The sequence below is a fragment of the Streptomyces eurocidicus genome (assembly GCF_002891295.1).
In the GTDB taxonomy this organism is placed as follows: Bacteria; Actinomycetota; Actinomycetes; order Streptomycetales; family Streptomycetaceae; genus Streptomyces; species Streptomyces eurocidicus.
The window spans coordinates 399,283-421,234 of sequence record NZ_LGUI01000004.1 but is presented as its reverse complement, the minus strand read 5'-3'; the positions used below and the strand labels follow the sequence as shown (position 1 = coordinate 421,234).

General features: G+C 70.4%; 20 protein-coding genes and 1 pseudogene. 15 read left to right on the top strand and 6 right to left on the bottom strand.

Annotated features, from left to right (window positions below; translation table 11 throughout):
- The first annotated feature begins 29 nt into the window (after nt 1-29).
- The 4 genes from AF335_RS15915 (at nt 30) to AF335_RS15900 (ending at nt 5,813) form a co-directional block, all read left to right on the top strand.
- Nucleotides 30-3,818: a multicopper oxidase domain-containing protein gene (locus tag AF335_RS15915; protein WP_102919039.1), complete on the top strand. Its 3,789-nt coding sequence runs from the start codon at nt 30-32 to the stop codon at nt 3,816-3,818.
- The gene (locus AF335_RS15910; RefSeq protein WP_102919038.1) at nt 3,815-4,570 is read left to right on the top strand and encodes a DsbA family oxidoreductase; all 756 of its coding nucleotides are present in this window, start codon (nt 3,815-3,817) and stop codon (nt 4,568-4,570) included. Before AF335_RS15915 ends, AF335_RS15910 begins: the two co-directional genes overlap by 4 nt.
- A gap of 171 nt (nt 4,571-4,741) precedes the next feature.
- A complete protein-coding gene (locus tag AF335_RS15905; RefSeq protein WP_170127708.1) occupies nt 4,742-5,185 on the top strand; it encodes an enediyne antibiotic chromoprotein in 444 nt (147 codons plus the stop codon).
- Nucleotides 5,186-5,339: 154 nt separating this feature from the next.
- Entirely contained in the window at nt 5,340-5,813 is a 474-nt protein-coding gene (locus tag AF335_RS15900) for a DUF1772 domain-containing protein (RefSeq protein WP_087925750.1), read from the top strand.
- A 196-nt stretch (nt 5,814-6,009) separates the two neighbouring features.
- On the opposite strand, the gene AF335_RS15895 is transcribed toward AF335_RS15900, so the two are convergent.
- Complete coding sequence (locus AF335_RS15895) at nt 6,010-6,318, bottom strand: hypothetical protein (protein ID WP_184743300.1); 309 nt, start codon at nt 6,316-6,318, stop codon at nt 6,010-6,012.
- 64 nt (nt 6,319-6,382) lie between these two features.
- Between AF335_RS15895 and AF335_RS35620 the strand changes: the two are divergent.
- The 5 genes and pseudogenes from AF335_RS35620 to AF335_RS15880 all read left to right on the top strand — a co-directional run.
- Nucleotides 6,383-7,462 (top strand): annotated as a pseudogene (locus AF335_RS35620) (beta-ketoacyl-[acyl-carrier-protein] synthase family protein); the annotation flags it as partial.
- A 61-nt stretch (nt 7,463-7,523) separates the two neighbouring features.
- Nucleotides 7,524-8,315, top strand: coding sequence for a beta-ketoacyl synthase N-terminal-like domain-containing protein (locus AF335_RS35615; RefSeq protein ID WP_244927036.1), 792 nt, complete (start codon nt 7,524-7,526; stop codon nt 8,313-8,315).
- Nucleotides 8,278-8,829 carry a beta-ketoacyl-[acyl-carrier-protein] synthase family protein gene (locus AF335_RS35610; RefSeq protein ID WP_228772861.1) on the top strand — a complete coding sequence of 184 codons (552 nt, stop codon included), beginning with the start codon at nt 8,278-8,280 and terminating at the stop codon, nt 8,827-8,829. Before AF335_RS35615 ends, AF335_RS35610 begins: the two co-directional genes overlap by 38 nt.
- Nucleotides 8,830-8,831: 2 nt before the next feature.
- Entirely contained in the window at nt 8,832-9,947 is a 1,116-nt protein-coding gene (locus AF335_RS15885; protein WP_184743303.1) for a 3-oxoacyl-ACP synthase III family protein, read from the top strand.
- 82 nt (nt 9,948-10,029) lie between these two features.
- Entirely contained in the window at nt 10,030-10,509 is a 480-nt protein-coding gene (locus AF335_RS15880) for an ester cyclase (protein ID WP_244927035.1), read from the top strand.
- Between the two features lie 156 nt (nt 10,510-10,665).
- Here AF335_RS15880 and AF335_RS15875 read toward each other — a convergent pair whose 3' ends face one another.
- Nucleotides 10,666-12,195, bottom strand: a complete 1,530-nt coding sequence (locus AF335_RS15875; protein WP_102919035.1) for a helix-turn-helix domain-containing protein — start codon at nt 12,193-12,195, stop codon at nt 10,666-10,668.
- A 78-nt stretch (nt 12,196-12,273) separates the two neighbouring features.
- On the opposite strand from AF335_RS15875, the gene AF335_RS15870 reads away from it, so the two are divergent.
- Together AF335_RS15870 and AF335_RS15865 are read left to right on the top strand one after the other, a co-directional pair.
- Entirely contained in the window at nt 12,274-13,293 is a 1,020-nt protein-coding gene (locus AF335_RS15870; protein WP_102919034.1) for a DUF1648 domain-containing protein, read from the top strand.
- Nucleotides 13,294-13,297: 4 nt separating this feature from the next.
- Nucleotides 13,298-13,660 carry a GntR family transcriptional regulator gene (locus tag AF335_RS15865; RefSeq protein WP_102919033.1) on the top strand — a complete coding sequence of 121 codons (363 nt, stop codon included), beginning with the start codon at nt 13,298-13,300 and terminating at the stop codon, nt 13,658-13,660.
- A gap of 34 nt (nt 13,661-13,694) precedes the next feature.
- On the opposite strand, the gene AF335_RS15860 is transcribed toward AF335_RS15865, so the two are convergent.
- Nucleotides 13,695-14,246: a Uma2 family endonuclease gene (locus tag AF335_RS15860; protein WP_102919032.1), complete on the bottom strand. Its 552-nt coding sequence runs from the start codon at nt 14,244-14,246 to the stop codon at nt 13,695-13,697.
- Between the two features lie 494 nt (nt 14,247-14,740).
- Here AF335_RS15860 and acnA point away from each other — a divergent pair, with 494 nt between their 5' ends.
- The 4 genes from acnA (at nt 14,741) to AF335_RS15840 (ending at nt 19,824) form a co-directional block, all read left to right on the top strand.
- The gene (gene acnA / locus AF335_RS15855) at nt 14,741-17,455 is read left to right on the top strand and encodes an aconitate hydratase AcnA (RefSeq protein WP_102919031.1); all 2,715 of its coding nucleotides are present in this window, start codon (nt 14,741-14,743) and stop codon (nt 17,453-17,455) included.
- A 354-nt stretch (nt 17,456-17,809) separates the two neighbouring features.
- Nucleotides 17,810-18,079 carry a hypothetical protein gene (locus AF335_RS15850; RefSeq protein WP_102919030.1) on the top strand — a complete coding sequence of 90 codons (270 nt, stop codon included), beginning with the start codon at nt 17,810-17,812 and terminating at the stop codon, nt 18,077-18,079.
- A 39-nt stretch (nt 18,080-18,118) separates the two neighbouring features.
- Entirely contained in the window at nt 18,119-18,457 is a 339-nt protein-coding gene (locus AF335_RS15845) for a hypothetical protein (protein WP_102919029.1), read from the top strand.
- A gap of 122 nt (nt 18,458-18,579) precedes the next feature.
- Entirely contained in the window at nt 18,580-19,824 is a 1,245-nt protein-coding gene (locus AF335_RS15840; RefSeq protein WP_184743310.1) for a zinc metalloprotease, read from the top strand.
- On the opposite strand, the gene AF335_RS15835 is transcribed toward AF335_RS15840, so the two are convergent.
- From AF335_RS15835 to AF335_RS15825, 3 genes are all read right to left on the bottom strand, one after another.
- Entirely contained in the window at nt 19,802-19,999 is a 198-nt protein-coding gene (locus tag AF335_RS15835; RefSeq protein WP_102919028.1) for a DUF397 domain-containing protein, read from the bottom strand. The genes AF335_RS15840 and AF335_RS15835 overlap by 23 nt on opposite strands.
- Nucleotides 19,983-20,831 carry a helix-turn-helix domain-containing protein gene (locus AF335_RS15830; RefSeq protein ID WP_102919027.1) on the bottom strand — a complete coding sequence of 283 codons (849 nt, stop codon included), beginning with the start codon at nt 20,829-20,831 and terminating at the stop codon, nt 19,983-19,985. Before AF335_RS15830 ends, AF335_RS15835 begins: the two co-directional genes overlap by 17 nt.
- Before the next feature lie 75 nt (nt 20,832-20,906).
- Nucleotides 20,907-21,935, bottom strand: a complete 1,029-nt coding sequence (locus AF335_RS15825) for an FG-GAP-like repeat-containing protein (protein WP_102919026.1) — start codon at nt 21,933-21,935, stop codon at nt 20,907-20,909.
- Nucleotides 21,936-21,952: the final 17 nt, after the last annotated feature.

Below are 21,952 nucleotides of genomic sequence, written 5' to 3'. Positions count from 1 at the left end.
CGAGTCAGCACGAGTTCAACGGGGGAAAGATGAACACCGAGAGCACCACCCCAGCCGGCCCCGAGGCCGGCAGACCACGCGTCCGTACCTATGACGTCGTCGCCCTCAACGTCCCCATCGCCTACAACGGATTCGGCGACCACGACCGCAACGGCGCCCTGTACGTCCTGGCCGCCGACGCCGAGGAGCTGCGCGCGGTCGCCTCGTCGTGGCCCGTGCCGTTCCCGGACTACACGCGCGAACCCGAGCGCGTACCGGCCCCGCACCCCAAGGCCCGGCCCCTGGTGCTGCGCGTGCGCCGCGGCGAGCGGCTGCGGGTCCGGCTCGCCAACGAACTGTCCCGGCCCGTCGGCATCACGCTCCAGGGAGTGCGCTACGACGCCCGTACGACGGACGGCGCGGCCGTCGGCGCCAACCCGGACAGCAGCGTGCCGCCCGGCCGGACCCGGGAGTACGAGTGGCTCTGCGAGCACGAGGGCGTCTTCCACTTCGGTGACATGGCGGACCCGCGCGGCGAGGGCTCGCAGAGCCACGGCCTGGTCGGCGCCGTCGTCGTCGAGGCCCCCGAGGCCACCTGGACCGACCCGGTGACCGGCGCCCCCCTGGCGACGGGCCTGGAGGCCGACGTCCACCTGCCGGACCGCAGCTTCCGCGAGTACGTCGTCTTCATGATGGAGTACCCGAGCAACGACAACCCCGTCGCGCCCCCGGAGCACGGAGGGCACGGCGGGGACGGGGACCACGGCCACGGCGGACACATGGCCGCCGCCGGGTCCGACACGCTCGACGACCTCACCCCGCCCAACAACGCCATGCTGCCGGTCAACCTGCGCATCGAGCCGATGGCATGGCGGATGTACCTGTACCACAAGATGCTCGCCGACGGAGTGCTCGACCCCGTCCGCGACGCCCAGACCGGCGAGGAACTGCACCACAGCTCCTGGATGTTCGGCGACCCGGCCACCCCCGTCTTCCGCGGCTATTCGGGCGACCCCGCCGTGATCCGGCTCGTGCACGGCGGCATGCGGGACACCCATGTCTTCCACACCCACCTCCACCAGTGGCGGCTCGACCCGGCCGACGAGAACTCCCCGATCGTGGACTCCGTCAGCATCAGCCCGCAGGAGGGCATGACCCTCGACCTCATCGGCGGCCTGGGCTCGGCGCAGAACGCGGTGGGCGACTCCATCTGGCACTGCCACATGTACGTCCACTTCCACATGGGCATGTGGGGCATGTTCCGCATCTTCGACACCCTCCAGGACGGCTCGGGCCGCTACCCCGACGGCACCTCCGTCACCGCGCTCGCACCGCTGCCGCACCGTGCGGCGCCCCCGGCGCCCACCCCCGAACGGCCGGGCTTCCCGGCGTTCCTGGCCCAGACCGCCACGTTCCCGCAGAAGAACCCGCGCCCGCCCCGTACCCCGCACCAGCCGGCCGGCATGGGCCGCGAACCCACCGCGCTGGAGGCCGGCGCCTTCTGCCCGGACCCGCAGCCGGGCGAGGCGTTCACCAAGGTGGGCCCGCCCGGAGCCCCGGTGCGCCGCTTCCACCTCGTCGCCGCCACGGGCACGCTGTACTACCACGGCGACCCCAAGAAGCCGCACGGCACCACCTGGCACGACCACCGCGGCATGTTCTACGCCCTCGCCGAGGAGATCGAGGAGGCCGGCGGCCTCGAAGCCTTCCAGCGGCAGCTCGCCCGGGGCGAGCGCACGCTGGAACCCCTCGTCATCCGCGCCCGCAAGGGCGAGGTGCTGGAGATGACCCTCACCAACGCCCTCCCGTCCGGCAAGCAGGAGGCGTCCGCGTTCGACTACGAGCTGCCCTTCCAGCCCGAGTGCGGCCTGCACACGCACCTCGTCAAGTACGACCCGCTCGTCTCCGACGGCTCGGCCATCGGCTGGAACTACATCTCCGCCACCACCACGGCCGACCAGGGCGAGGACGCCTTCGGCCGGTACAACTCCTGGACCTACCGCTGGTATGTCGACCACGAGTTCGGCACCGTCCTCTTCCACGACCACCTGCTCGCCAACTACCGGCAGCGGCACGGCCTCTTCGGCGCCCTCATCGCCGAGCCCGAGGACGCCACCTGGTTCTCGCCCGACGACCGCGGTACCCCGCTGCGCCGGGGCACGCGGGCCGTCGTCGAGCGCGCCGACGGCACCGCCTACCGCGAGGCCGTGCTCGCCGTCGGCGACTTCGTGCCGATGGTGCGGCACGCCACGGCGGGGGCCGTCGCGGACGGCGCCATGGCGGACAGTCACGACGGGGGCCACGACGGGGGCCACGACGGAGGTCACGACGGCGGGCCCATCAACCCGCCGCCGCACCCCGGCGCCCCGGACGACCAGGGCGTCATGGGCGTCAACTACCGCTGCGAGCCGCTGTCGGAGCGCGGCGGCGACCCCGCCGACTGGTTCGCGAGCGACGTCCACGGCGACCCCGGCACCCCGCTGCTGCGCGCGTACCCCGGCGAGGACGTGCGCCTGCACGTGCTCCAGGGCTCGCACGACCTCCAGCACAGCTTCACGGTGAGCGGCACCCGCTGGCGCCAGTGGGCCGGCCGCCCCGACACGGCCTGGCGCGACCAGCAGACCTTCGGCATCTCCAACGTCGCCGAACTGCGGCTCGACCGCCGGACCGGACCCGGCGACCACCTGTGGGCCTTCGGCGCGACCAACGACCTGTGGCTGGGCTGCTGGGGGCTGCTCCGCCTGCACGACCGGCCGCAGCGCGACCTGCCCGCCCTGCCCGGCGCCCTCCTCGGCCAGGACCCGCTGCCGTCCCGCCGGGCCTCGCGCCGGTACACCGTACGGGCGCGCTCCCGTGTGATCTCCTACAGCGACCGGCGCACCGATCCCTACGGTCTCGTCTACACCGTCGACGGCGCCCCGGACGACGCCGGCCCCCTGGTGCTGCGCTGCCGCGCGGGGGAGTGGGTCGAGGTCACCCTGATCAACGAGCTGGACGGGCCGCCGCCGGCCAGCCCCCTCGACCCCGCCGTGATGAACGAGGAGGACCCCGGGGCCCGTACCGTCTCCGGCCGCGTCTCCCTCCACCCCACCCTGCTGCGCTACGACGTGCGCCACCACGACGGCGCCCACGTGGGCCGCAACGAGGACGGCACGGTCAAACCCGGCGGGGCCCGCACCTACCGCTGGTACGCCGACGAGCCCGGCGTGGTCCTGCTGCGCGACCAGGCGGACGTCGTCAGCCATATGCGGCGCGGCCTGGTCGGCGCCCTGGTCGTCGAGGCGGCCGACGCCACCCCCTACGACCCGGCCACCGGGCGCGAGCGCTGGTCCGGGGAACAGGCCGTCGTCCGCAGGCCGCACGCCGAACCGGTCCGCGAACTCGTCCTCGTCGCCCAGGACGGACTGCGCCTCTACCACGACGGCGACCTCACCCAGCCGGTCACCGACCTGTTCTCCGACAGCCCCGACGACGCGGGCCAGAAGGCGTACAACTACCGCACCGCGGCGCTGCACCCGCTCGCCCCGGCCCTCTCCGACCCGGAGCCGCCCACGCCGCTGCTGCGCTGCCGCCCGGGTGACCAAGTGGCCCTCCACCTGGCGATCGGGGCTTCCCGCATGCGCAACCAGTGCTTTACGGTGCACGGGCAGGTGTGGGACGCGTCCGAGACCGGGCGGGGGACGTACGTGTCGACCATCGGCGCCCTGGCCACGGGCAGCACGCGCACCATCCGTTTCCGGGCCCAGTACCCCGGCGACTACGCCTACCGCACCGGCAACCTGCACTGGGGCGTCAGTGAGGGCTGGTGGGGTCTGATCCGAGTATCGGAGACACCATGAGCACCGCGCACCACGGCACCACCGGCACGGCCCCCGACGACCCGCGCCTGCCGGACAGCGACGACACGATCGTCGTCTTCACCGACCTGAACTGCTCCTTCGCCCACGTCGCCGTCCACCGGCTGCACGAGACCCGGCGCCGCCTCGGCCTGGAGGGCCGGATCTGGTTCGACTTACGGGCCTTCCCGCTGGAGCTCTTCAATCGCGAGGTCAACGCCCGCCCGGGTGTCGACTCCGAGATCTCGGTGCTCGGCGCCGTCGAACCCGACGCCGGCTGGCGGCTGTGGCAGGGCCCGGACTGGACGTACCCCGTCACCACACTGCCGCCCCTGGAGGCGGTCGAGGCGGCCAAGGCCCAGGGCTGGAACGCGAGCGAACAGCTCGACCGGGCCCTGCGCCGCGCGTTCTGGGCGGAGGGCCGGTGCATCTCGCTGCGCCACGTCATCCTCGACGTGGCGCACGGCACCGGCGCGGTCGACGTGGACCTCCTGGCCGCCGCCCTGGACACCGGCTCGGCCCGCGCGGCCGTCATGGCGCAGTACGAGGCGGCCCGCGACGACCGCGTCGTCTGCAGCCCGCACGTCTTCCTCCGCGACGGCACCGACAGCGCCAACCCCGGCATAAAGGCCCACTGGATCGGCGGCGACTTCGGCACCGGCTACCCGTTCATCGACGAGGACCGCCCGGAGGTCTACGAGGAACTCCTCACCCACGCGGCGAAACTGGCGGAGTCGGCGACGGCCGGCGGGTGACGGTGCGGTAAGGGACGGCGGGCCCGGACGGGCCCGCCGTTGTCGGTGTTCGGGGACCGACCGGCCGAACTCTGCCGTTCACCGTTCAAGATATTTTCAAGGATCTTGCCCAGCTCCCGTTCCTAGGCTTCCGGTGACGCTCATACGGCAATGGGAAGGAAGAAGGCAGGTATGACGCACATGTCACGGAAGTCGATGCGCGCGGGAGCCCTCGTCGCCGCAGCCATCGGTGCGACACTGCTCGTCGCGAACCCGGCGACGGCGGCCGCGGCTGCCATCACCGCAACTCCGGCCTCCGGGCTCACGGACGGCCAGACGATCACTGTGTCCGGCGCCGGCTATACCCCCGGGAGCCAGTTGGGCATCGCCGAGTGCGACCTCGACTTCGCCAAGCGGGTCGCGTGCGACCAGGCGACGCAGACACAGGTGACGGTAAGTCAGGACGGGTCGTTCACCCTCTCGTTCACCGTCAAGAAGAACTTCGTGGGCTACGACATGGCAACCGGTAAAGAGACCGGCGTCGTTGACGCCTCCGTGAACCAGGTCGGTATCGCTGCCGTGCTGACGGGCGACCTCGGCCACGGCGTGGGCGCGGCTCCCCTCTCCTTCGCCTGACCGATCCCGTCCCGCAAGGGTTGGTTCCCGCCGTTGCGGGCCGCTTATTCCGCGGCCCGCAACGGCGTTCCGGTGAAAGGGGTTCGCATCCAGGAATCCCGGGAAAGGATGACATGATTTCGCGATGCCCGTCATCCGAAGATGAGGAAGAGCAATGGAAACCGCCGGTTTAGTATTCTTGTTGATCGCCATCATGTCGAATGCGATCGTCTACGGCACCGATGCCTTTTGTGCCATTGTCCAGCGCTCCGCCATGGCGCGGGCCGATGACGTCACGCTGGCCCGTGCGATGGGATATGTCCACCTCTACGGGGATCGCCGCATGCCCGTCACGGGAGTCGTCAGTGTCATCGCGATCGTCCTCGGCATCGTGGCCACCGCACTGGCCGGCTCGTATGCCTCGGCGATCCTTGCGGGTACCGCGGCGGTGGCGGCATTCGTCTGGCTCGTCATCTACGCGAAGATCAGCGCGCCGATCAACCGCGCGTTCGTCGCGGCCGTCCTCGAGGGCCGGCAGCTTGAGGACGCCCGTGCACTGCAACGGGGCTGGGACCGGGTCATCAACCTTCGCGTCGCCTTGCAGGGCTACTTGCTCGCGGCGCTGGCGGTGGCCGTCGCGGTCCGCTGAGATCGGCGTCCCAGGCCCCGCGGCGTCCGCGGTGCCGCCGGCGAATTCGAGAGCCTGAACACTTCGCCTCACCGGTCGTCCGGTGGGGCGAAGTGCTGCCGGGTGAGATGCGGGAGCCCGGGCACGAGGTCGGTGGGTGTTCCAGGCGCCGATGCGGACGAGGCCGATCGCGGCAGCACTCACGCTCCGCCCGGTGTCACGCGTGGAGCGTGGTGAGCCGCTCGACAGCGAGATCCGCCGCTGTCCGGCCGCTGTTCAGTGACACCTCGGCGAGGATCCCCGGAGCCGCGACGCTGTCCCCGGCGAGGAAGACGTCCCCACCCCGATCGATCGCCGGCCGGTCCCGCCACGTCGTGCCGGGGAGGTCGAGGGCGCCTGTGCGGCCACGCGAGACGTAGTCGCGCCGCCAGGTCACACGGCCGCGCCAGTCCGGCGCGGCCAGGTCGTAGAGGCCCTCGAGCCTGGCCAGGCAGTCCGCCTTCGACTCGCCTCGGCGCATCGGCATCTCGCCTTGGAACAGCGACTCGCCTTCCGGGGCGAGTGAGGCGTCGTGGTCGCTGTAGTGCCCGATGAACCCGCCGTCGTCTCCGTCTCCACCTCACGTGAGGGCCGGAGGAGACCCTCCGGCATCACCCATCTCAGAACAGCCGGTCCCGGAACGGCCAGGCGTGAAAGGAGAGGGCGCAATGGACGGCACGTCCCGAAAGATCCGGCACGTGGTCATCACGGCCGTGGGAGCGGTGACGGCACACGGCATCGGCGCCGAGGCGCTGTGGAAAGGCAGTCTGGACGGCACGGTGGCCATTCGCCCCGTCGAAGCCTTCGCCGAGGACGGCTCCGCACCGAGGATAGGAGGAGAGGTTCCGGAGTTCCCGGTCCCCGCTTACGACTATCCGGCAGGGCTCGGCGGGGCGAGGGAACCCGCCCTCGACTTCGCGCTCACCGCCGCCCAGGAGGCGCTCGCCGCGAGCGGGCTGACCGGGATACCCCGGGAACGCTGGGGGATCGCGTTCGGCAGCTGCAACGGCGGTACCCGCAGCGGCGAGCTGGCGCTGAGCCGGGCCCGTGGATCCGGGGAAACGGACGGTAACCCCTTCCAGCCCTTGCTGGTGTCCCCGCACGCCTTGGCGGAGGCGCTGAGCGCGGCGTTCGACATCCAGGGTCCTGTCCTGTCCGTCAACACCGCATGCGCGTCCGGTGCGCACGCCCTGGCGCATGCGCTGGAGGTGATACGCGGGGGACGTGCCGACGCGATGCTGGTGGGCGGCAGCGACGCGTTCACCGAGACCGCCTTCGCCGGGTTCACCAGCCTCCAGTCGCTGTCCGCCCGCCCGGCCGCCCCGTATTCCAGAGACCGGGACGGCCTGTCGCTGGGCGAGGGGAGCGGCATGCTGGTGCTGGCGGAGGAATCCGTCGCACAGCGTTGCGGAGCACCGGTGCTGGCGAAGCTGATCGGCTATGGACTCTCCGCCGACGGGTACCACGCCACAGCGCCGCACCCGGAGGGCGAGGGCGCGAGCCGGGCCATCCGGGGCGCCATGAGATCGTCCGGCGTATCCGCCGACGACATCGGATACATCAACGGCCATGGAACAGGGACCCGGAAGAACGACGAGGCCGAGAGCAACGCCGTACGCGCCGCCCTCGGTGAGGCCGCTGAGAAGACCCCGCTGAGCAGTACGAAGTCGACCGTCGGGCATCGCCGGTGCCGTGGAGGCCGTCGTCACCGTCCTGGCCCTGCGGGACCAGACGCTCCCGCCCACGGCCGGGTTCACCGGTGTCGACCCCAAGTGCGGTCTGGACAGTGTGCCGTTGCGGGCACGACGACAGCCCATGGACGTCGCCCTGTCCAACAACTTCGCCTTCGCCGGCGCCAATGCCACCGTCGCTTTCGCCCGGCCGGGCACCTCGGTGCCTGCCCCGCCCGAAGCCCGGGACGAGAGCGTCGTCGTGACCGGCATCGGCGTGGTCACGGCAGGAGGCCAGGATCCTGATGCACTGTGGGAGAAGTACCGAGCGGGCGTGAGCCCCGGCGGCCCGTACCGTGGACTGCGGGCCGCCCCTGTCGAATTCGACCCCGGCCGCTGGATCCCGCCCCGGGAACGCCGGCGTATGGACAGACTGGGCCTCCTCGCCGTCGCCGCTTGTCACGAAGCGCTGGTGCACGCGGGTCTCGATGCCCACGACAGGGTGGGCGTGGTGCTCGGCACGGGGCTGGGGCCGATGCGCAGTACGGAGGAGTTCTACCTGCCCGTACTCGCCAGTGGGTCCGCGGCGGCCAGCCCTGCCGTCTTCCCCAACACCGTCTTCAACGCCGCCGCGGGACAGGTCGCCATGGTGCTCGGCGCCAAGGGGCCCACGTCCACGGTCACGGCGGGGCACGCGGCAGGCGCCTCCGCCCTCTCCGTGGCGTACGACCTGCTGCGTGCGTGCGGGCCGCGCCGACGCGGTGCTCTGCCCGGCGATGGACGACCTCTCGGCCACGGTGCTCGATTTCTATGACGCGCTCCCGCTCTTCCGCGGCTCCGCGGGGCGTGGCTACACCCTGGCCGACGGCGGCGTCGCGCTGCTCCTGGAGCGCGCTTCCGCCGCCCGCGCCCGGGGGGCCCGGGTCCTCGCGGAATTCGTGGGCCACGGCACCGCGTCCGACGCGCTCGGGGTGGGGCGCTGGGACGTACACGGCGCCGGTGTCGAGCGCGCGATGCGCCACGCTCTCGCGGACAGTCACCTCGCGGCCGGCGACCTGGAATCCGTGTGGGCCAATGCGGCGGGGCTGGCCGCCGTGGACCGTCCGGAGGCGCGGGCGATCGGCCGGCTCACGGGTGACTCCCCCCGCCCGGTGCATGCCCCCAAGCGCGTTCTCGGCGAGCCCGTGGGCGCCGGGGCCCAACTCGCGGCGGCTCTGGCCATCACCGGCTGGCGGCGCACCGGGGCCGCGGGCCCCGTGCTCGTCAACAGCTCCTCTCTCGGTGGCACCCACATCAGCCTTGTGTTCCGACCCGCAACGGAGAACTGACCATGCCTCAGCACGTCACCGCCCTCCGCCGGATCTCCTTTCTCTCCACCGGCGCCCAGCTGCCGGGCGACCCCATCGACAACACGACACTGGAACGGCTGTGCGGTCCGCTGCCGGAGGACGTGCTGACCGGGATCGGGGTGCGGCACCGGCACTGGATCATCGACCCGGAAACCGGTGAACACCACTCCAGCACCACGGGCATGGCGACAGCGGCTGCACGCCTCGCCCTCGAGCGTGCGGGCCTGGAGCCCGGCGACATCGACCTCCTGGTGATGTCCACGGCCAGCCCCGACCACGCCCTGCCCGCGGCAGGCACTTTTGTTCAGGAACGGCTCGGTCTCGACCGGTGCGCCGTCGTCGAGGTGCGCGCCGGCTGCGTGGGGGCGGTGCAGGCACTCGACTACGCGCGCCGCATGCTGGCCGACGGGACCTACCGAACCGCGCTCGTCGTCGGTGCCGAGTCGATCTCACCGCTGCTGGCCCCCGTATACCTCGGCCGTGATCCCTTCCGCGTCCGGATGCGCGACCGGCTCACCGTGTACACCTTCGGGGACGGTGCGGGAGCGGTCGTACTGCGTGCGGGCGAGGAGGGGTCGGCTGCCGAGGATCCACTGGGGCACACCTTCGCGACCCAGTGCCTCGGCGGCGGCCGGCGACCAGGCATGCAGGTCGTCGGTGGCGGTACGGACGCACCCCTGGCCGAACAGCGGAGACGTGACCGGCTGATGGAGATCCGGCTCGATGTCCCGGGCACCGCGGAGTTCGGCCCCCAGGTGTTCGCCACCGGGCTGAGGGACGTGCTGCGGCGTTCCGGCCTGTCGGTGGACGACGTCGATGCCTGTGTCCTGCCCGAGGGAAACGCCGAATATTTCAGCCGGGAATTCGAATCCGCAGGGATCGGCGCGGCCGATCACAGCGCGCTGCAGAAGATCATTGTCGAGAATCTGGCCGATGTCGGAGCCACGGGTTCCGCTGCGGTGCCACTCGCCCTCGACGCCGGGATCGCGGCAGGCCGGGTGCGTCCGGGACATAAGGTCCTGCTGCTCGCCATCGAGGCCAGCCGCTATCTCTATGCGGGACTCACCCTCACCTGGCAGGGGCCCGGACATGTCTGAACCATCCCTCGGACCCGGGAACCTCCCTCCGGCCCGGCGCGACGAACCGCGCGCTACCGCGCCCGCCGATCAGGTGGCGGTCGTGAGCGACGACGAGCGCAACAAGGCCGTCATCCGCAGAGTGTTCGACGAGTTCGTCAACCGGGGCGACTTCTCCGTGGTCGACGAGATCTACCGTGCCGATGTGGTCGATCACCAGCCGCTGCCCGGAGCCCCGAAGGGCATCCCGGGAGTCAAATACACCATCGCCGGACTGCGGGCCGGATTCCCCGATCTGCACGTCACGATCGAGGACATGAGTGCTCACGCGGACCATGTCGTCATCCACAACACCTGGCGGGGCACTCACCTCGGCGAGTTTCTCGGTTTGCCGCCGACCGGCCGCGCCATCGAGTTCACGGGGGTGGTCGTCTGGCGGTTGACAGGAGGCTTGATCGCCGAACGCTGGGGCATCGGCGTCGATTCGAACATGCTGGCCGTACTGGGCATGAAGGGCCTTGCTCCTGGCGCCCGGAATGGCACCCGCCGGAACGGGACGGCGAAGCCGCCGCTGTCCGGGTGAGCCGTGCGCCAGGGCGCCCCGGGCCCTGGACAGCGGCCCACCGGGCCGGGGTCTTGCCTGAGGCACGAACTGGCAGAGAAGTCCCACGGTTGCCGCCGCGCCCCCTCCCGGTCCGCTTCTCCGCGGGCCGGACGGGACGCGGCGGCATTCCGCCGGTCAGATGTCGCGGAAGATCTCGATCTGCGCGCCGATCGAGTTCAGCCGCTCCGCCAGGTCCTCGTAACCCCGGTTGATCACATAGACGTTGCGCAGCACCGACGTGCCCTCCGCCGCCATCATCGCCAGCAGGACGACCACGGCCGGCCGCAGGGCCGGGGGGCACATCATCTCGGCCGAGCGCCAGCGGGTCGGGCCCTCGACCAGGACCCGGTGGGGGTCGAGGAGCTTGACGTCGGCGCCGAGGCGGTTGAGGTCGGTGAGGTAGATGGCGCGGTTGTCGTAGACCCAGTCGTGGATGAGGGTCTGGCCCTGCGCCGAGGCGGCGATGGCCGCGAAGAAGGGGACGTTGTCGATGTTGAGGCCCGGGAACGGCATCGGGTGGATCTTGTCGATCGGCGCCCGCAGCTTGGAGGGGCGGACGGTCAGGTCCAGCAGCCGGGTGCGGCCGTTGTCCGCGGGGTACTCGGGGCTGCGCTCGTGGTCGAGGCCCATCTCCTCCAGGACGGCGAGCTCGATCTCCATGAACTCGATCGGGACCCGGCGGATCGTCAGCTCGGACTCGGTGACCACGGCGGCGGCGAGCAGGCTCATGGCCTCGACCGGGTCCTCGGACGGCGCGTAGTCCACGTCGCGGTCGATGGTGGCGACGCCGTGCACGGTCAGGGTCGTGGTGCCGATGCCCTCGACCTTGACGCCCAGCTCCTCCAGGAAGAAGCAGAGGTCCTGGACCATGTAGTTGGAGCTGGCGTTGCGGATGACCGTGACGCCGTCGTGCCGGGCCGCCGCGAGGAGGGCGTTCTCGGTGACGGTGTCCCCGCGCTCGGTCAGCACGATCGCCCGGGTGGGCGCGACCGAACGGTCGACCTGGGCGTGGTACGTGCCGTCGGTGGCGGTGACCTCCAGGCCGAAGTGGCGAAGGGCCGTCATGTGCGGCTGTACGGTCCGGGTGCCGAGGTCGCAGCCACCCGCGTACGGGATCTTGAAGTGGTCCATCCGGTGCAGCAGCGGACCCAGGAACATGATCACACTTCGGGTGCGGCGGGCGGCCTCGGTGTCCATCGCGGCGAGGTCCAGCTCGGCGGGCGGCACGATCTCCAGGTCGTTGCCGTCGTTGATCCAGCGGGCCTTGACGCCGATGCTGCCGAGGACTTCGAGGATCCGGTAGACCTCCTCGATCCGCGCGACCCGGCGCAGGGTCGTCCGGCCGGCGTTGAGGAGGGTCGCGCAAAGCAGCGCCACGCAAGCGTTCTTGCTGGTCTTGACGTCGATCGAGCCGGAGAGGCGGCGGCCGCCGACCACACGCAGATGCATGGGCCCGGCGTACCCCAGGGAGACGATCTCGCTGTCCAGCGCCTCACCGATGCGGGCGATCATATCAAGGCTGATGTTCTGATTTCCGCGCTCGATGCGATTGACGGCGCTCTGGCTGGTGCCGAGGGCGTCCGCCAGCTGCGACTGAGTCCAACCGCGGTGCTGTCGCGCATCGCGGATGAGCTTGCCGATACGGGCGAGGTAAGCGTCTGTCATGAGTCAGACGGTATCTCAGATATGAGATTCCTTCCTCGTGGGGAGTTGTTCTATTACTATGCGAACAACTTGGAGGTCATGGTGAACGTGTCCGCACAACCCTCGTCCGTCCGGCGCCGCGTCGTCGTGGTTCTGGCGCCCTACCTGGTCTTTTCCGCGGTCTTCCTCGCCGTGTTCGGTTCCCTGCGCAGCCGGCTGCCGGACCCGGTGGCCACACACTTCGGCACCGCGGGGCGCGCCGACGGGTTCACGAGCCTGGCCGCGCTTCCGTACGTGGCGGTCGCGCTCCTGCTGATACCGGGCGTCGTGCTCGCCGCGTGCGTCGGCGCGTTCGGCGCCGAACGCGCCGGAGCCAAGTCCCTTCCGATGCGCCCCCTGGTCACGCTGGCCTACGGTCTGGCCGGGTTCGTCGTCGTCCCCTTCCTCGCGCTCGTCGTCGGCAACGCCCGCGCCGACGCGGCCGAGGACGTCCGGCTGTCCCTCATGACACTCGCCGAGGCCCTCGCGGCCGCCGCCGTGTCCGCCGGCCTCGGCCTGCTGCTCGCGGGCAAGGACGCCCCGGCGCCCCCGAGGAGCACCGGACCCGGCCCCCTCGCCCCCGGCCTGGAACTCGGCCCCCGCGAGAGCGCGGCGTGGACGCGCACCACCGGCTCCCGGGCCCTCGCCGTCACCGGAGCGGCGCTCCTGGCGCTCGGCGCCGTCGTCGCCGTGGCCGCCGGATGGGGCTGGTCCCTCTCGTTCCTCATCCCCGGCGTCATGTTCCTGCTCTGCTGCCGGCTGCGCGTCACCGTCGACCGGCACGGCCTCTCCGCCGGCCTGCCCTGGGGTGGCCTGCCCCGGATCCGGATACCCCTCGCCCGCGTCGAGCGGGCGAGCAGCCGGGACGTCCGCGCGCTCGCGGACTTCGGCGGCTGGGGCTACCGTGTGCACCCCGGCAGCAGCGGGCTCGTCCTGCGCTCCGGGGAGGCGCTCGTCGCCCACCTGACCACCGGCAGCGAATTCACCGTCACGGTCGACGACTCGGCCACCGCCGCCGCACTGCTCAACGCGCTGATAGCCCGCGACCGCGAGAACGCCCCCACCGGCCAGGGAGGCTGACCCCGTGCTGCTCCGCCTCGACCCCGCCTCCCCGCTGCCGCTCGGCGACCAGATCGCGGCCGCCGTGCGCGGCGCCATCGCCGACGGCTCCATCGGCCCCGGCGAACGCCTCCCCGCCGCCCGCGCCCTCGCCGACTCCCTGGCCGTCAACGTCCACACGGTGCTCCGCGGCTACCAGCGCCTGCGCGAGGAGGGCCTCATCGAACTGCGCCGGGGCCGCGGCGCGGTGGTCACGGCGGGCGACACGGCCCCCGGCCGCGCCCGCCTCATGGAAGGCGTCCGCCGCCTGGTCACCGAATCCCGCGCCCTCGGCCTCTCGGAGGAACAGGTCGTCGCGCTCGTACGGACGGGGCTGGCGGACCGCTGAGGCACCGGGGGGGGCGGGCCGGTGGTGGGCCGGGTCAGAACTCCGAGGTGTCCAGGTCGAGGCCGAAGGGGTCGGGGAGGTGGATGGGAGTTCCGAAAGGGTGGGGTCCGTCCGAATTCGTATAGCCGAGCTCGCCCGGCTTGGAGAAGAGGGTGCAGCTACGTTCCTGGCGGTCCACGAGGAAGTAGAGCGGAGCGCCGTACTCGGCGTAGCGGCGGCGCTTGACGATCCGGTCCGTATCGCCGTTGGAGTCGGAGGTGACTTCCATGACGAGCAGGGTTTGGTCGGGGGTCACCGCTTCGGCGTTCTCGAACTGGTCCGGGACGACGGCCAGGTCGGGGACGTACCAGTTCGGGGTGCCTGGAAGATCGACGTTCCCCGATCCGATCACACAGCCCAACTTGTCCGCTGTCGGCTCGATCTGCCGACGGACTTTGGTAACCGCCTTTTCATGACCCCAGGTCGGTGACATCGGTTCAATGACCCCCTCCACGATCTGCACTCGGTCGCCCTTGATGTGCTGGATCGCATACTTCAGCGCGGTTTCGGGGTCGTCGGCCGCGTACATGTGGGGCTGTGCGCTCATTCGGTCCTCCCGCGGACATCGTGACAGCAGCATGACGACTGCCTTGTGTCTATAGCAATCACCACCCGCCAGGGGCCTGCCCGCAGGCCGTTCACTCGAACAGGGGAACGATCCCGGTGTTCCTCGAACCCCCGGCGCCCACAGCCCCACGCCCACCCGCAGTACGCGTCCGGGTGCACCCACCCGGTCGAACTTCCCCCCGGCACGGGTGCGGGTCCGGCGGGCCGTCCGGCCCATCGGACCTGTTTCGCGGTTGAAACGTCCGTATTCGCCATCAAACGCCGCGATCGGATGATCGCGGCCGTGGCGCATCCGGGCATGACCGTTCCACGTCGATGTACTAGAGTTATCTCGACATCGAGATATCTGACGAGAGGCGTACCGCTGTCGCGCCAGTAAGGCTTGCCTAACTAAGGCACACCTTAGCGGATGAGCGCGATCACGTGACGGCAGGATTGCCGTAGTACGCGAATTCATGCATGAAGGAGACTGTCGTGTCGGCGAACAGCTTCGACGCCCGTAGCACGCTGCAGGTGGGCGACGAGTCGTACGAGATCTTCCGGCTGGACAAGGTCGAGGGCGCCGCGCGCCTTCCCTACAGCCTGAAGGTGCTGCTGGAGAACCTGCTCCGCACGGAGGACGGCGCGAACATCACCGCCGACCACATCCGTGCCATCGGTGGCTGGGACTCGCAGGCCCAGCCCAGCCAGGAGATCCAGTTCACGCCGGCCCGCGTGATCATGCAGGACTTCACCGGCGTCCCCTGCGTCGTGGATCTCGCCACCATGCGCGAGGCCGTCAAGGAGCTCGGCGGCGACCCGGCGAAGATCAACCCGCTGGCCCCGGCCGAGCTGGTCATCGACCACTCCGTCATCGCCGACAAGTTCGGCACCAAGGACGCCTTCGGCCAGAACGTCGAGCTGGAGTACGGCCGCAACAAGGAGCGCTACCAGTTCCTGCGCTGGGGCCAGACCGCCTTCGACGAGTTCAAGGTCGTCCCCCCGGGCACCGGCATCGTCCACCAGGTGAACATCGAGCACCTGGCCCGTACGGTCATGGTCCGCAACGGCCAGGCGTACCCCGACACCCTCGTCGGCACCGACTCGCACACCACCATGGTCAACGGCCTCGGCGTGCTCGGCTGGGGCGTCGGCGGCATCGAGGCCGAGGCCGCGATGCTCGGCCAGCCGGTCTCCATGCTCATCCCGCGCGTCGTCGGCTTCAAGCTGACCGGTGAGCTCCCGGCCGGCACCACCGCCACCGACCTCGTCCTCACGATCACCGAGATGCTGCGCAAGCACGGCGTCGTCGGCAAGTTCGTCGAGTTCTACGGCGAGGGCGTGGCCGCCACCAGCCTCGCCAACCGCGCCACCATCGGCAACATGTCGCCGGAGTTCGGCTCCACCGCCGCGATGTTCCCGATCGACGGCGAGACCCTGAAGTACCTGAAGCTCACCGGCCGCTCCGAGCAGCAGGTCGCGCTCGTCGAGGCGTACGCCAAGGAGCAGGGCCTCTGGCTGGACCCGGCCGCCGAGCCGGACTTCTCCGAGAAGCTGGAGCTCGACCTCTCCACGGTCGTCCCCTCCATCGCCGGCCCGAAGCGCCCGCAGGACCGCATCGTCCTGGCCAACGCCGCCCAGCAGTTCGCGCTGGACGTCCGTAACTACGTCGAGGACGACGACGAGGCGGGCAAGGAGTCCTTCCCGGCCTCCGACTCCCCGGCCTCCACCAACGGCGTTCCGTCCCGCCCGACCACGGTCACGGCCCCCGACGGCAGCACCTACGAGATCGACCACGGCGCCGTCACCGTCGCCGCGATCACCTCCTGCACCAACACCTCGAACCCCTACGTCATGGTCGCCGCGGCGCTCGTGGCCAAGAAGGCGGTCGAGAAGGGCCTGACCCGCAAGCCGTGGGTCAAGACCACCCTCGCCCCGGGCTCCAAGGTCGTCACCGACTACTTCGACAAGGCGGGCCTGACCCCCTACCTCGACAAGGTCGGCTTCAACCTCGTCGGCTACGGCTGCACCACCTGCATCGGTAACTCCGGCCCGCTGCCGGAGGAGGTCTCCAAGGCCGTCAACGAGCACGACCTCGCGGTCACGTCCGTCCTCTCGGGCAACCGCAACTTCGAGGGTCGCATCAACCCCGACGTCAAGATGAACTACCTGGCCTCCCCGCCGCTGGTCGTCGCGTACGCCATCGCGGGCTCCATGAAGGTGGACATCACCAAGGACGCCCTGGGCACCGACACCGACGGCAACCCGGTCTTCCTCAAGGACATCTGGCCCTCCGAGGCCGAGGTCAACGACGTCGTGGCCAACGCCATCGGCGAGGACATGTTCAACAAGTCCTACGAGGACGTCTTCGCGGGCGACGCCCAGTGGCAGGCGCTGCCGATCCCGACCGGCAACACCTTCGAGTGGGACACCGAGTCCACCTACGTCCGTAAGCCCCCTTACTTCGAGGGCATGACGATGGAGACCACCCCGGTCTCCGACATCGCCGGCGCCCGCGTCCTGGCGAAGCTGGGCGACTCGGTCACCACCGACCACATCTCCCCGGCCGGCGCCATCAAGGCCGACACCCCGGCCGGCAAGTACCTCACCGAGCACGGTGTCGAGCGTCGTGACTTCAACAGCTACGGCTCCCGCCGCGGCAACCACGAGGTCATGATCCGCGGTACGTTCGCCAACATCCGCCTGCGCAACCAGATCGCGCCGGGCACGGAGGGCGGCTTCACCCGCGACTTCACCGTCGACGGCGCCCCGGTGTCGTTCATCTACGACGCCTCGCGCAACTACATCGACCAGGGCATCCCGCTGGTCGTCCTGGCCGGCAAGGAGTACGGCTCCGGCTCGTCCCGCGACTGGGCCGCCAAGGGCACCGCGCTGCTCGGCGTCAAGGCCGTCATCGCCGAGTCCTACGAGCGCATCCACCGCTCCAACCTCATCGGCATGGGCGTCCTGCCGCTCCAGTTCCCCGAGGGCGCCTCGGCGGAGTCCCTGGGCCTGACCGGCGAGGAGACCTTCACCTTCACCGGTGTGACCGAGCTCAACGAGGGCCGTACGCCCCGCACGGTCAAGGTCACCACCGACACCGGCGTCGAGTTCGACGCGGTCGTCCGCATCGACACCCCCGGTGAGGCGGACTACTACCGCAACGGCGGCATCATGCAGTACGTGCTGCGCTCGCTGATCCGCAAGTAAGCGGTTCCGGCGCCACAGCCGAGCGGTTCAGGGCCGCACCCCGTCTCGTACGGGGTGCGGCCCTGCCGCGTTCGGGGACTTACAGGCTCTCGTCGACGATCCGGGGCCGCCCAGGCCCGGCTCGAAGACGAACTTCGTCAACTGGGCACGGCGGGAACTAGGCGACCATTCCAGCCAATTGACTCGCGTACCCCCTTGGCTCGGTACACGCGTTCGCCCCTCCACCCTCAGGGCTTAAATCCCAACTCGGCCGGGTGGTCGGAGGATTGGCGAAGTGTCGGGCATTCCGCTCCTGGTTAGTCTCCGCCGGGGATCGACGCCGGGACGATGTCGTCCCCTAGGGAGGGAACAACCATGGGATCCGCCGTCACCTTCGGGGAGCTCGAACGCCTTTCGGGCGAGGAGCTCCCTCCGCGGCTCGCGCTGTCGAGCGTGTTGCCGGCGGCCTCCGACCAGCCGGTTCATCCGGTGATGGTGAAGACCGACCACGGCACGACGGTCGCCTACGCCTGCCAGTACCGGCAGAACGCGGGAAGTCCTCCGCTCCTCGTCTTCCTGGGGCTCGCGTCCCAGGACCCCGGCTATACGACGACGTGCATTCCCGCGGCCATCTCCACCCGTTGAGCACTGATCCGTAATCCGTCATCAGAGAAGGGCAAGGAAATGGACAACGCCATCAGCTTCGAGGAACTCGACGGCGTCGCCGGCGAGCTGCTGCCCGAGCGCACGGTCATGGGCATCGTGGCCGCCCCGCTCGCGTACGGCCCCGACGGGGACGGCGGTGCGGGTGCCGGCGCCGGCAGCTCCAGCAGCAGCTCCGCGACGGCCTCGGGCGGCGGCGTCTACGCTCCGCCGGCCCCCGACCACGGCACCACCATGCTGGCCGCCTGTCAGTCCGTGGACCGTCAGCAGAACGCGGGCCTGCTGAGCGCGCTCGGCCTGAACGCGCAGAACCCGGCCACCGGCCTCCACTGCGTCCCGGCGGCCGTCTCCAGCCACTAGCGCACGCGCGGCGCAGCAGGGGAAGGGCCGGAAAGCACCGACCGGCCCTTCCCCGACCCCTGTCCCCTTGTGAACGTCCCTTACGCACGTCCCTTACGCACGTCCCTTACGGAGGGCGCAGCATGGCGCTGCCCGCGCTGGTGGCCGGTACGGAACTTGTCGGCGAGTTCGAGGACTCCGGCTACCGCGAGCCGCCGCACCTGGTGTGCCGGCCCGACGGGCAGATCGTCCGGCTCCCCCCTCTGCTGTACCAGGTCGCCCGGGCACTGGACGGCCGGCCCGTGGAGCGGGTGGCCGAGGGGCTCAGCCGGGAGACCGGGCGGCGGTTCACGGCGGAACACGTCGTCTACGTCATCGACAAGAAGCTCGCCCCGCTCGGCATCACGACGTACAGCGACGGCTCACCGCCCCCGCCCGCGCAGAAGAGCGATCCGTTCCTCGCCTTCCGGTTCCGCCTGGCGGTGCTGCCGGAGCGCGCCACATGGCTCCTGGCCGGGCTGTTCTCGTGGCTGTTCCGGCCGCTGCCGGTCCTGAGTGCCTTGGGCGCCTTCGCCTTCGGTGAGGTGTGGCTGTGGATGACCCAGGACACGGGCGCCGCGCTGCGGTCCGTGCTCTCCTCCCCGGCCGACGTCCTCCTCGTCGTCCTCCTGGCCGTCGCCTCCTGCGTGTTCCACGAGATGGGCCACGGCGCGGCCTGCCGCTACGGCGGGGTGCGGCCCGGCGCGATGGGCTGCGGCATCTATCTGGTGTGGCCCGCCTTCTACACCGACATCACCAGCTCCTACCGGCTCGGCCGGGCCGGGCGGATCCGCGCGGACCTGGGCGGCGTCTACTTCAACGCGCTCTTCGTGCTGGGCCTGCTGGCGCTGTACGAGGTGACCGGCGGCCCGCTCCTGCTGGTGGCGATCTTCTCCGTGCATGTGGAGATGGTCCAGCAGCTGCTGCCGACGCTGCGGTTCGACGGCTACTACATCGTGGCCGACCTGGTCGGGATCCCCGACCTGTTCAAGTACATCGGACCGATCCTGAAGCGGGTCGTCCTCCGGCGCCCGGAGGACGAGCGCCTGAAGGCGCTGAAGCGATGGCCGCAGATCGTGGTCGCGGCGTGGGTCCTGTTCCTGGTGCCCGCGCTCACACTGCAACTGGGCATGGTGCTGCTCAACCTCCCGCAGCTGCTCCGTACGGACTGGCAGGCGATCGACCAGCTGATCGGGAACGCGGGAACCTCCGGCTACCCGGTCCTCGGCCTGGTCTCGGCGTGTGTGCAGATCGTGCTGCTCACGCTGCCGATCGCGGGGCTCGCCCTGGTGCTGGGGCGGCCGGTACGGGCGCTCGTCCGGCGTGCTACCAGGAGTACTGCCGGATGAAGGCCGCCCACGCGGTGGGTGGGAAGCGGAGGACGGGGCCGTCGGGACGCTTGCTGTCGCGGACGGGAACGAATCCGGGGATCCTGAGGGCGACTTCTACGCAGTTTCCGCCGGACCCGTTGCTGTAGGACGACTTGTGCCAGTCCGCTGCATTGAGGTCACGCACGCTGTTCATGGGTCGCGAAATCCTTCGCCGCCGACTCGATCAGAGCGAGGGACGCCTCCGGCGACAGTGCGACGGCCCTGGCCAGATCGTAGGCCGCTTGGTACTGGGCGACCAGGGCAGGATCCTCGACGAGGTGTCCTGTGTAGGCGCTTTCCGTATAGACGAGGGGCGGCGCGTCGGCGAAGTTCATCAACGAGACCAGAGCGGTCATGAACGGGTGGGCCCCTGCGTCGAACGGCATCACCTGGAGTGCGACGTTGCGGCGGGACCGGACCGTTTCGGCGAGGTGGCAGAGCTGCTCGTGCATCGCCGCAGGACCTCCCACGGGAACGCGGAGTGTCGATTCGTGCAGGATGGCCCAGTAGACGGGCGCGTCCGAGCCGTCGAGCAGCCGGGCACGTTCCATCCGTGCCCGGACGAACTGGTCCACCATGTCCTGCGGCGAGAACCGCAGTGCCGCTGATGTGACTGCCCGTGCGTATGCCTCCGTCTGCAGGAAGCCCGGTACGCACATCGGAACGTACTCGCTGATCAGCCGAGCGCGCTGTTCCAGATCCGCCGCGTCGGCGAAGTAGTCGGCGACTTTCGAATTCCGTGCCAGTCGGCACAGCCGCTGCAGATGCTCGCCGCTGTCCAGCACATCGTCCAGGAGCTGCGACAGCTCCAACTGCGGCCGTCTGATCGCCACTTCGAACTGGCCGATGTACGACCCGGAGCAAAAAACGCGATGGCCGAGCTGCTCCTGCGTGAGGCCGGCAGCCTCACGCAGGCGCCGCAGCTCGGCCCCGTAGAACGCGCGGGGATCGCTGTACGGGTCGGTATTCCTGGGCTGGGTGGTCACCTACCCACCGTAGCCCCGGAGTTCCGTCCCGTGAGGGCGATCCCGTGCAGTGACGTTACGTCAGGACGTCACGTCTCAGAACAGCAGACGGAACTGGTTCCAGCCCGAGTTGCCGATCTTCACCTTGTAGTCGTACGGCTGGTCCGTACGGCCCGTGCCGCGGTACAGCCACAGCGCGCCGTCGTTGTCGCGCGCGATCAGGTCGGCCTTGCCGTCCAGGTCGACGTCACCCGTGCCCACCAGCTTGTTGAACTGGTTCCAGCCGCCGCCGATGCGCTGCTTGTACTCGAAGGGCTTGGTGTAGTCGCCGGTGCCCTTGTAGAGCCACAGCACGCCGTCCTTGTCGCGGGCGACGATGTCGGTCTTGCCGTCACCCGTGAGGTCGCCACGGCCGGCGATCTCGGTGAACTGGCCCCAGCCCGGACCGACCTTCTTACGGCCCGAGAGGGTGCCGTCGGGGTTGGCGAGGTACAGCCACAGGACGCCCTCGCGGTCCCGGACCAGGATGTCGGACTCCTTGCCGCCGCCCAGGTTGCCCGGGGACATGAACTGGTCGTACTGACCCCAGTCGTCGGCGACGACGGCCGCGCCCTTGTCGGCGGTGGCGAAGATGATGTTCTGGTCGAGGTCCCGGACGTAGAGGGCCTCGGAGGTGCCGTTGCGGTCGTGGTCGACCCGCGCGGCGGCGTTGATCTTGTCCCAGCCGTCGGTGACGTACTCCTTGGGCGTGATGCCGCCCTTGCCGTCAGGCCAGTAGAAGAAGAGCTCGTTCGAGTTGACGGCGCTCAGCGGGAAGAACGGGGCCTCGGCGGACGGGCCGTCGGCCTTGACCGAGCGGGGGGCCGCGAGACGCGGGGCCTTGGGGGCGGTGGCGCCGGACTTGGGGTAGTCGCCGGACTTGGCCTCGCCGCGCAGGGCCTCGGAGCGGTGCTTCGCGGAGGTGGTGCCGGCCAGCTTCGCCGCCCGCTCGGCCGCGGACTTCGCGGGGGCGGGGTTGTCGGCGAGGGCCTGTCCGGCGGTCGTGCCGACCAGGGCGGCGGCTATCGCCACGGTCGCGAGACGGCGCAGGGCGACGCCGCGCGTGCGGTCGGAAGAGTGAGCCACGTAGGTCTCCAGTGAGT